The organism is Niallia laureatilytica (genome assembly GCF_046613985.1).
GTDB lineage: Bacteria > Bacillota > Bacilli > Bacillales > Cytobacillaceae > Niallia.
Window position 1 is genome coordinate 386,611 of the sequence record NZ_JBKKHP010000003.1, and the last position, 9,975, is coordinate 396,585.

Sequence of the window (9,975 nt, forward strand, 5' to 3'; positions counted from 1 at the left end):
TATAATACTCGCTATTCGTTTAAAAAGCGTTACACAAATTACAATTTATGTAACGGGAGGGTGAAAAGTTGAACGTTGTTGGGTATATACGAGTCTCCACTCAAGGGCAGGCAAGAGATGGATATAGCTTGAAATATCAAGAAGAGGAAATTAAAGCATATTGTAAGGAACAAGGCTTAAACTTGATTCATATTTTTAGAGACGAAGTAGTGGCGCAAAACTAAATGAAGAAGCATTAGAAATTGACAGGGTGGGCTTACAGGAGATGTTGGCTCACCTTTCGTCTGTCCAAATTGATTATGTGGTGGTGCTCAACACAAGCCGATTATGGCGGTCAGATATTGTGAAGGTGCTGATTCAACGAGAGCTGAAAAAATATGGTTGTGACATTAAAAGTATTGAACAACCCTTTTACAGTATCCATAAGAAAGACCCTAACGACTTTTTGGTGAATGGCTTAATGGAATTGTTAGACCAATACCAACGGCTTGAGATAGCACTAAAACTAACGAAAGGCAGAAATAAAAAGGCGAAGGAAGGTGGATATGCAGGGGGAAGGGCAACATTTGGCTATACAAAGCTAAAGGGTGAAAAGGAATTAAAGATACATAACGAGCATGCAGAAGTAGTAAAACGGTTATTTGAGTTAAAAGAGCTACATAAGAAATGGTCACTGTCTAGGTTGGCAGAAGCATTGAATGAAGAAGGGTATCAAACAACGCAAGGGAAAGCATTTACGAAAGTACAAGTGAAGCGAATATTAGACCGAGAAAGTTTTTATCAAGGGATCTATACCTACGGACAAATACAAGCAAATGGCAAACATGAAGCAATAATTTAAAAGGTTACTTAAAAAAGCGACTCATTTTCTTATAAGTTCTTTTGTAAGGTTGAAAATGGATAGGCTTTCGTACCAATGCGCACCGATAGGTGAACGCTCGAACTAAGGTTGCCGGCATTTTCATTCAATAATTGACAACTGAATAGGAGGATGAACGATGAATGAAAAGCAGAAACATATTTATGTGGGTGTAGACTTGCATAAACAGCATCATGTGGCAGTGATCATAAATTGTTGGCAGGAGAAGTTAACTGAATTAACATTAGAAAATAAACCATCTGCTTTCTCCACGTTTTTACTAGATATTGATAAACTGATGGAAGAAGGATTAACGCCTGTATTTGGCTTAGAAGATGTGGGTGGTTACGGTCGAGCGCTGGCACAATATCTAACGGACCATGGACAAGTTGTAAAAGAGGTTAATCCCGCACTTTCATACGCTGAACGAAAAAGCCATATGACCACACAAAAGAGTGATAGCTGGGATGCAGAATGTGTGGCACGCATATTGGTAAATAAACTAGACCAATTGCCAGACGCTAAACCACATGATTTATTTTGGTCGATACAACAATTAGTTACTAGAAGGAATGCATTAGTAAAAGCACAAGGAGCTTTGAAGAACCAACTGCACATTCAATTGAGCCACCATTATCCAAGCTATAAGAAGTTTTTCTCCGAAGTAGATGGAAAAACAGCTTTGGCATTTTGGGAACGATACCCATCACCGTCTTGTTTAGAAGGTGTGAGTATAAAACAATTGACCACCTTCTTATTAGAAGTGAGCCATAATACTTGTTCGGTGAAAAAATGAAATATTGAAGCTAGTGAAAGAAGATGGAAATACAACCAAAGAACATCAAGAAACACGAAACTTTTTGGTAGAAAGTATGGTACGCCGCATTTTGTTTGGAAAGCAGGAAATAGGCAAGGTAGAAAGAGAATTAAAAGAGTTAATGAGCTTACTAGACTTTCAACTAGACTCCATGCCAGGCATTGACCTCGTAACAGCTTCCGCTTTAATTGCGGAGATTGGTGACGTTAGACGTTTTCCAAATGCCAACAAATTGGCACGATTTGCGGGCATAGCGCCTGTTTACTTTGGCTCTGGTGGGAAAGGCAAGGAACAAAAAAGCAAACAGGGAAATCGGGCGCTACACGCTTTATTTTACAACCTCGCAGTCCAGCAAGTGCAAGTAGCAAAAGGAAGTAAACTGCCACGAAACCCTGTGTTTCATGCTTACTACCAAAGGAAACTAAAAGAAGGTAAAACAAAGGGACAAGCATTGGTTTGTATAATGAGAAGGCTTGTGAACATTGTTTACCGCATGATGAAACATAAAACAGCCTACAAATTGCCGATAGTGCAAGAAAAAGAAGTAGTTTAATAGTGTGGTAAAATGGCTGATTTTTTTATTATTAGCCTTTATGATTACAACATAGGGTACGGGTAAATATCAAGTTGGAGCATACAAAGATATTAAGGGAGTAGAAGGGCTTGATGCACATCACGTGGGACAAAAAGCATTAATGAAGGATTTTGTGGAAAATTATGATTTAAACACTGCTCCTGCAATAAATGTTCCGAAGGTCGGTCATACAATAAAAGGCCCTAATGGTATAGTTTCAAGAAGTACCAAAGGAATAGAGAATCCTAGACAGCTATTGGCAAGGGATATAATGGAACTAAGAAGAGTTTATGATGACATACCAAATTCTGCGTTAAAAGAACTTATTGAATTAAACAAAAAAATGTATCCAGAAATGAGGAAAAAAAATGAATGAGATTTTTGTTAAATCACTTTATGAGTCTATAGTTAAAGAGAACCTTCAACTATACAAAAACTTGTATGAAACAACGAATGTTACCCCTAAAACAGATGATTATTGGAGAAAAGCTATTGGTTTTTACGATAGTTTAACTGACGAAAATAAAGATACATTAATGAGGATAATTGAACAAACCATGATTGATACTATTTCAAATATGCTAGGAGTAATTGATGGAAGTTCAACTTTAAAAGATTGTTCGTTTGAACCTAAATTACTGCTTGATTCTATTGATACAGAAGGAGAACTGCAAGATTCGTTTTTAGAATTCATAGAGGAAAGAGATAGCAACAGCTAATTGTAGTTTTTATTACAGAGGTTTTTATAAAGAGCACAGTTAAATAGATAAATAGTTTAAATGAATCTATTACCTTGATTGGCTAAATGCCTTTCAAGGTTTTTTTACTTTATTTTACATTAAATCAGTTAATATTTGAGTGAGACAATAAGAAAATTAATTGTTTGAGAATCGAGAGCTCATGAAGGTAGTACCATCATGGAGTTTAGTTTTAATGCAAGGATAGTGTGACAAGTAGGATAATTGGGCGAGATGACATTTTACATGGCAGGGGTAGTTATGACATGGAATGGCTAAAAAACTAACGAGAATGACAAAGCTCGTGGCGATAACAACGGGTAACGTATAAGAGTGTTTCTGATACTGCTTTGGCATATAAATTTTGGGTTGTATTTTTCCTAGAGACGGTCGTATAATACTCGCTATTCGTTTAAAAAGCGTTACATATATTGTAATTACCGTAACGGGAGGGTGAAAAGTTGAATGTTGTCGGGTATATACGAGTCTCAACTCAAGGGCAAGCAAGAGATGGATATAGCTTGAAATATCAAGAAGATGAAATTAGAGCGTACTGTGAGGAACAAGGCTTGAACTTGATACATATTTTTAGAGATGAAGGAATAAGTGGTGCAAAATTAAATGAAGAAGCATTAGAAATTGACAGGGTGGGCTTACAAGAAATGTTGGCTCACCTTTCGTCTGTCCAAATTGGTTTTGTGGTGGTGCTGAACACAAGCCGATTATGGAGGTCGGATATTGTGAAGGTGCTGATTCAACGAGAGTTAAAGAAATATGGTTGTGACATTAAAAGTATTGAACAACCAATGTATAGTATCCATAAGAAAGACCCCAACGACTTTTTGGTAAATGGCTTAATGGAGTTATTAGACCAATATCAACGGCTTGAAATAGCGCTAAAACTAACAAAAGGGAGAAATAAAAAGGCAAAGGAAGGCGGATATGCAGGAGGAAGAGCGACATTTGGCTATACCAAACAAAAGGGTGATAAGGAACTGAAGATACATAAAGGGCATGCAGAAGTAGTAAAAAGATTATTTCAACTTAAACAAAAATATAAGAAATGGTCACTGTCTAGGTTGGCAGAAGCATTGAATGAAGAAGGGTATCAAACAACCCAAGGGAAAGCATTTACGAAAGTACAAGTGAAGCGAATATTAGACCGAGAAAGTTTTTATCAAGGGATATATACATACGGACAAATACAAGCAAATGGAAAACATGAAGCAATAATTTAGAAGGCTACTTAAAAAAGGGACTCATTTTCTTATAAGTTCTTATGAAACGATGAAAATGGATAGGCTTTCGTACCAATGCGCACCGGATGGTGAACGCTCGAACTAAGGTTGCCGGCATTTTCATTTAATTGAATAGGGGATGAGAAAATGCATGAAAAACAGAAATACTTGTATGTTGGAGTAGACTTGCATAAGCAACACCATGTGGCAGTGGTCATTAATTGTTGGCAAGAGAAGCTAAAGGAAATAAAATTTGAAAATAAACCGTCTGCCTTCCCAACTTTTTTATTGGATATTGATAAACTAATAGAAGAAGGAATTACACCTGTATTTGGTTTAGAAGATGTAGGTGGATATGGACGATCGTTAGCACAGTTTTTAACCGATCATGGACAGGTTGTCAAAGAAGTAAACCCAGCTCTTTCATACGCTGAACGAAAAAGCCATATGACCACACAAAAGAGTGATAGCTGGGATGCAGAATGTGTGGCACGCATTTTGTTGAACCAACTGAACCATTTGCCTGACGCGAAACCGAATGATTTATTTTGGTCAATACAACAATTGGTCACTAGAAGAAATGCATTGGTGAAAGCACAAGGGGCTTTAAAGAACCAATTACATATTCAATTGAACCACCATTATCCCAGCTATAAGAAGTTTTTCTCAGAAGTGGATGGAAAAACAGCATTGGCTTTTTGGGATCGATACCCTTCACCATCTTGTTTAGAAGGTGTGAGTGTAAAGCAATTGACCACATTTTTATTAGAAGTAAGTAACAATACGTGTTCTGTGAAAAAAGCGAATGAGATTTTGAAGCTAATGAAAGAGGATGGGAATACAACAAAAGAACATCAGGAGACAAGAAACTTTTTGGTAGAAAGTACTGTGCGCCATATTTTATTTGGAAAGCAGGAAATAGGCAAGGTGGAAAGAGAATTAAAAGAGTTAATGAGTTTATTAGACTTTCAACTAGACTCTATGCCAGGAATTGACCTTGTGACAGCTTCCGCTTTAATTGCAGAGATAGGTGATGTAAGACGCTTTCCTAATGCCAATAAATTAGCACGATTTGCGGGGATTGCACCTGTTTACTTTGGGTCTGGTGGGAAAGGTAAGGAACACAAAAGCAAACAAGGCAATCGGGCGTTACACGCTTTATTTTACAACTTGGCAGTACAACAAGTACAAGTGGCTAAAGGAAGTAAACTGCCAAGAAACCCAGTGTTCCAAGCTTACTATCAACGGAAACTTAAAGAAGGCAAAACAAAAGGACAAGCATTGGTGTGCATTATGAGAAGGCTTGTGAACATTATATACGGCATGATGAAGTACAAAACAGCCTATGAATTACCGATAATAAAAGAGAAAGAAGTAGTTTAATAAGGTAATAAACAGCTGAATTTTTATTATTAGATTTTAAGATTACAACATAGGGTACTAGTAATGTTGGATCTGGCAGTAGCAAATCAGACAATATTTCGAAAGTTATTCAAAAGTTAGATAAAGAAATAGAAAGATTTAAAAATGAAGGAAATGCAAAAGAAGTCAAAAGTTTAACACGAGAAAGAAATAAATTGGCTAACAAGTTGGATACTAAAGATGATATTAGTGATCGTTATGGCTTGAAGGCTGCAAAGGAGTATGAAAGAAAAATCGCAATACTAAATATTTCTCTCATGATAAAGGTGATTTTGGGGAAGAAGCAACAAAAATCGTAGCTAGAGATAATAATTTAGGTCAAGACATTTCTGAGATGTTCCAAGTGGGAAGAAACGGCATAGATGCAGCGTTCTTATCGGAAGGGCCACCGCCAAAATTAACAATTATTGAATCAAAGGCATCAGATTCGGGTAGTTTTAGTTACTCGGATAAACAGAAAAAGGGTGGAGATAAGTACTTCCAAGCCATGATAAATAGTGACGATCCTAGGTATGCCAGTTTTGGAGATAACTTAGAGGAATTAATGGAGGAGTATCCTGATCTACAATTCGATTTTATTAGAGTTGAAACAGATATCAAGATAACTGATACTGGATTCGGGGTTGATGAGTTAAAGGTAAAAGACTGGAATAAGGAAATAGATTAAACTTATAGGGAGGATGCAATGTTAAACCAAAAAAAGTTAGAAATGGCTTTTAAAAGATATAGTAATAATTTTGTAGATGGAATCAAATTTGAAAATGTTAAAGATAAATATAATGTAAGTAGAAAAAAGATTGAGAAAATCGTAGAGCAAAATGAAACAGAGAAAGATCACATACTTTTAATTAATCTAAACAAAATTTTCTCATATTACGTGTCACTATGGAAAAACGATGTGTTAATCAGCGGTGGAAACGATGCAGAAGGATTAAAGAACATGCAGATGACCATATTTTACCAGTGCATGGGGCAGGACCTCTATAAAATTAAATATCCCGAGATGATGTTGGGATATTCCTTTAGAGAAGTAGTTCTCGCATTAGTGCATTTTTCAATGTATGGATGGGAAAAAGAAGAAAATATATTATATGATTTTATTGCTGAACACTTCGGGGGACATTTAATAGATGCAAATGAAGAGAACAAACATATTTGGTTTTTGTTAGAACTATACTTGCAGTATAAAAATAAAACAATCATAGGAACAAATGAAAAATTGTATCTAAACGTAAAAAATAAGTTTAAGAAAGCTGAAATGCGATGTGACTCAATCCCTGAAGACCTGAACATTTATGATGAAGTATTAGAACGTTGGGCGACTGGTGATATAGAAGAAACAGAACATTTAATTTCATTAATGTCTGATTACCATTCTAAATTAGCTTCTGAAATCGGACAGCTAGGTGAATTTGGCGATTTTAGATACGGATTTTATCCTATTGAAATCTTATTCTTGATTCATGTAAGGATACAACTTGGGTTGCAAGTACCTGCTCAAATCGATAATTTTCTGATGAATACTCCAGAAGCGAAAATGGTATTAGGAGAACATGAGCCATACCCTAAATGGGACCCAGCGCTTCAGATGATCGATCAATTTTATCGCAAAAATTATCCGGAATATATTCCTAACAAGCATGGAGAGTTGTTTCAGTAAAGGGAGGAAGTTAATATGCCTGATCGAGGGATAGCACAGATTATATTCCCTGATATCAAGGATTTGGAATCATTTTTGAGAGAACAAGGAAGTTATGATTTACATGAAGATCTATTAAAATATGGATTAAAGACGAAACAATTTATATACGTTGACTATAAAGGTGAAGAATATCAAGAAATAGTCAATTTTATTCTTGATTATGAATTTTCTCACCATATTGAATTAGCAAAACAAGAAGAATTAGAAAAATTAGAAGCATTTAATTATGAATTTTTGCCTGAAAAGATAAGGGAGGCAAACAAAATACTGTCACAAAAAGGGTATGGATTATTTTCATATCCGAATTCAGGTGACTTCTTCGCACTTTTCATTGCAAAAATAGAGGACATAACAAAATTGCTGCAAGAAGAAGTGCTGTTTGATGACAGAATCCCTTTCCAAGAAAGATGTATCCAGTATTACAGATAGACCTAGGATTTATAGATATACTTGAAAACCTTCTAAAGGAAGATGTTATAAGAATTAGAGAAATTAATGTTCTTAACAATACTGGGTTAGACAACGATGGAGAAGAAATTTATTAAAGGGATATAAAATTAATAAAGAATAATTATCTCACCCTTGATTGGCTAGACGCCTTTCAAGGTTTTTTAATATATGAGCCATTATATTTGGAGATTATACTGGTAATTCACAAAACTAAAGGAAGTACTTACCTAAACTTCCAGCGTTATCCGGATAGTGATTTGGCTACCGAGCATTCAATGAACTACTCTGCATAAGAAGGATTCATTTTGAGAGATGGGGATTACGAAGAACTGTTTGAGGAAATACATGAGGACTACCAGGAATTTTTAGCTACAAATAGGGGATAATGGAAAAATTATTCAGTTATTCCTATTTGTTAAAAAAGTTCGTAGGCATTAAGTCTGGAAATAGGAAATGACAGAAATCTTCTCCTATTTATGGTAAACTTGGACGTAGTCTTAATACGTCGCCTAATGCAGCGTTTGCGGGTGGGGTTGGCAATATGAGTTCCTACATGAAAGCTGAGAGCAGGGCTGATGTTGGGAAGGTTAGTGGGGATAAGAGCGAGTATTTGAGTATGTTGAGTGGGCGTGGTGAAGTCGTCAGGAATAGTGATATTCAAACGTATATCCCTGTTCCCAGCGATTTAATTGCTTTTCAGAAGTATAAAAAATTATTGATGAAAGATGACATTATCAATAATTCAAACAAAATAATTAATGGGGCAGATTTATGGGGCCAAAAAGCTATTGATATATTGACTAAAAATGACACCGATATAAATGACTGGTGGAAAATGGAGTCTAAACATTCATATGCTACAGAGTTTGGAGAAGGAAAAATTCATTTCTATCAAAATGTAAAAACTGGTGAAATTAGCTCATTTGATAGTAAATTAAAAATACCTAAACCAAAAAACTTAAGAAATAATCCAAAAGATTTATTTTGGATTATCGATTTAGATGAAAACTTTATTCCTGTTAAATTGAGGTGAATGGAATGCGAGTAAAATGTATAGATAATAGTAAAAATTTATATCTAACTGAAGATAAAATCTATACAGTTTATGAGGGAGAGTTTAAACAGGCTAATGAGGAAAAGGAGTTTACTCTCTTAAAAATTGAGGATGATTACGGCAGTATAATTCCCTATGAAGCACAATTTTTCGATGTCTTTTCAAACAACATTGAAAATTATGCGATTAGTAAGATTGAGGAAGAAAAATATAAATTAACGCATAAATATATTTCATATAAAGGATTCTGGTCGATGTTATATGAAGAAGCAGGGACATCTCTAGATGATTTCTGGGCAGCAAAAAAAGATATTTATAAACAAGAAATGAGTAAAGAAGAAATGAAGGAGATTCTAGAAGGAATTAATGAAAATGAAAAAGATTTCATACTAGAATTATTAATTGAAATTAAAGATGATAAATTTATAGACCAAGTAATTGGCATATGTAGAAAGAAACTTAATAAGCATGCAATACTTGGAAGTGATGATTTGTTGTTTAAATATTTACATGAGTTTCAAGATGATAGAGTTAATGATTTTTTTATAGAATATTTAACAGAGTACTATGACGGAAATGAAGAAATAAATAAGATAGTGAGTAGCTACTTTAATTAAATTGAAATATTAGTTAGGTTAGTATCTTTTATATAGAATAAGCTATAGAAACTTAGATTTAATAAGCAAGTTTAGATAGTAAAATGAAATCATTAATAAATACAAAGGCACTTGATTGCATCCTAGGCAGCAAGTGCTTTTGTATTTGTTTATGAAACCATAAAGAATGTTTTAAAACTTGAGCATTAAAAATGGGCGGAAATAAGTAGAAGCTAAGTTAACAACTGAAAAGGTGTTTAAAACAGCAAATGGTTACGAACTAACAGGTTCAATAAATAGCAATCTAGAAGGTTCCTCTGAATTATATAATTGTTTTATGCTATTACGGGATTTTTCCTGGTTAGTGTAAGCTAGTATCCTGCTATATTTGAAGATGATAAAGAGTATACAAATCGTCGGCTGGGCAGGCAGAGCCGTTAAAGGCGGAAAAGGCATCTATTCAGCCGCAAAAGGAATCAGCGCCGCCGAAAATGCCATGAGCACCTACAAAAACGTAAAAGCCTTT

General features: G+C 34.9%; 10 protein-coding genes and 2 pseudogenes. All 12 read left to right on the plus strand.

The genetic code is table 11. The features are described 5' to 3' along the window. The first annotated feature begins 68 nt into the window (after positions 1–68). The 12 genes and pseudogenes from ACLIJJ_RS11605 (at position 69) to ACLIJJ_RS11660 (ending at position 9,470) form a co-directional block, all read left to right on the plus strand. Positions 69–841: pseudogene (locus ACLIJJ_RS11605) on the plus strand (recombinase family protein). A 157-nt stretch (positions 842–998) separates the two neighbouring features. Continuing rightward, positions 999–2,229: pseudogene (locus ACLIJJ_RS11610) on the plus strand (IS110 family RNA-guided transposase). Positions 2,230–2,353: 124 nt separating this feature from the next. Next, positions 2,354–2,626: a hypothetical protein gene (locus ACLIJJ_RS11615; protein WP_411410902.1), complete on the plus strand. Its 273-nt coding sequence runs from the start codon at positions 2,354–2,356 to the stop codon at positions 2,624–2,626. Then, positions 2,619–2,969 (plus strand): transposase, encoded by a 351-nt coding sequence (locus ACLIJJ_RS11620; protein ID WP_376846852.1) that lies wholly within the window; start codon positions 2,619–2,621, stop codon positions 2,967–2,969. Before ACLIJJ_RS11615 ends, ACLIJJ_RS11620 begins: the two co-directional genes overlap by 8 nt. Positions 2,970–3,448: 479 nt before the next feature. Next, a complete protein-coding gene (locus ACLIJJ_RS11625; protein WP_411410903.1) occupies positions 3,449–4,225 on the plus strand; it encodes a recombinase family protein in 777 nt (258 codons plus the stop codon). A 147-nt stretch (positions 4,226–4,372) separates the two neighbouring features. Next, positions 4,373–5,608: an IS110 family RNA-guided transposase gene (locus ACLIJJ_RS11630; protein WP_411410904.1), complete on the plus strand. Its 1,236-nt coding sequence runs from the start codon at positions 4,373–4,375 to the stop codon at positions 5,606–5,608. 194 nt (positions 5,609–5,802) lie between these two features. Next, positions 5,803–5,946 (plus strand): hypothetical protein, encoded by a 144-nt coding sequence (locus tag ACLIJJ_RS11635; protein WP_411410905.1) that lies wholly within the window; start codon positions 5,803–5,805, stop codon positions 5,944–5,946. 35 nt (positions 5,947–5,981) lie between these two features. Beyond that, on the plus strand, positions 5,982–6,314 hold the full coding sequence (locus ACLIJJ_RS11640; protein WP_411410906.1) for a hypothetical protein: 333 nt from the start codon (positions 5,982–5,984) through the stop codon (positions 6,312–6,314). A gap of 18 nt (positions 6,315–6,332) precedes the next feature. Further along, on the plus strand, positions 6,333–7,307 hold the full coding sequence (locus ACLIJJ_RS11645; RefSeq protein WP_411410907.1) for a hypothetical protein: 975 nt from the start codon (positions 6,333–6,335) through the stop codon (positions 7,305–7,307). A 15-nt stretch (positions 7,308–7,322) separates the two neighbouring features. Continuing rightward, positions 7,323–7,778 carry a DUF6630 family protein gene (locus ACLIJJ_RS11650; RefSeq protein WP_411410908.1) on the plus strand — a complete coding sequence of 152 codons (456 nt, stop codon included), beginning with the start codon at positions 7,323–7,325 and terminating at the stop codon, positions 7,776–7,778. Between the two features lie 574 nt (positions 7,779–8,352). Then, positions 8,353–8,832 carry a hypothetical protein gene (locus ACLIJJ_RS11655; RefSeq protein ID WP_411410909.1) on the plus strand — a complete coding sequence of 160 codons (480 nt, stop codon included), beginning with the start codon at positions 8,353–8,355 and terminating at the stop codon, positions 8,830–8,832. 5 nt (positions 8,833–8,837) lie between these two features. Then, on the plus strand, positions 8,838–9,470 hold the full coding sequence (locus ACLIJJ_RS11660) for a hypothetical protein (protein WP_411410910.1): 633 nt from the start codon (positions 8,838–8,840) through the stop codon (positions 9,468–9,470). The last annotated feature ends 505 nt before the right edge of the window (positions 9,471–9,975 follow it).

Bases quoted from the DNA above. Each gene is read 5' to 3' on its own strand.
- ACLIJJ_RS11630 (WP_411410904.1), top strand. From the start codon at position 4,373: ATGCATGAAAAACAGAAATACTTGTATGTTGGAGTAGACTTGCATAAG.
- ACLIJJ_RS11660 (WP_411410910.1), top strand. From the start codon at position 8,838: ATGCGAGTAAAATGTATAGATAATAGTAAAAATTTATATCTAACTGAA.
- ACLIJJ_RS11620 (WP_376846852.1), top strand. From the start codon at position 2,619: ATGAATGAGATTTTTGTTAAATCACTTTATGAGTCTATAGTTAAAGAG.
- ACLIJJ_RS11650 (WP_411410908.1), top strand. From the start codon at position 7,323: ATGCCTGATCGAGGGATAGCACAGATTATATTCCCTGATATCAAGGAT.
- ACLIJJ_RS11655 (WP_411410909.1), top strand. From the start codon at position 8,353: ATGAAAGCTGAGAGCAGGGCTGATGTTGGGAAGGTTAGTGGGGATAAG.
- ACLIJJ_RS11640 (WP_411410906.1), top strand. From the start codon at position 5,982: ATGTTCCAAGTGGGAAGAAACGGCATAGATGCAGCGTTCTTATCGGAA.
- ACLIJJ_RS11645 (WP_411410907.1), top strand. From the start codon at position 6,333: ATGTTAAACCAAAAAAAGTTAGAAATGGCTTTTAAAAGATATAGTAAT.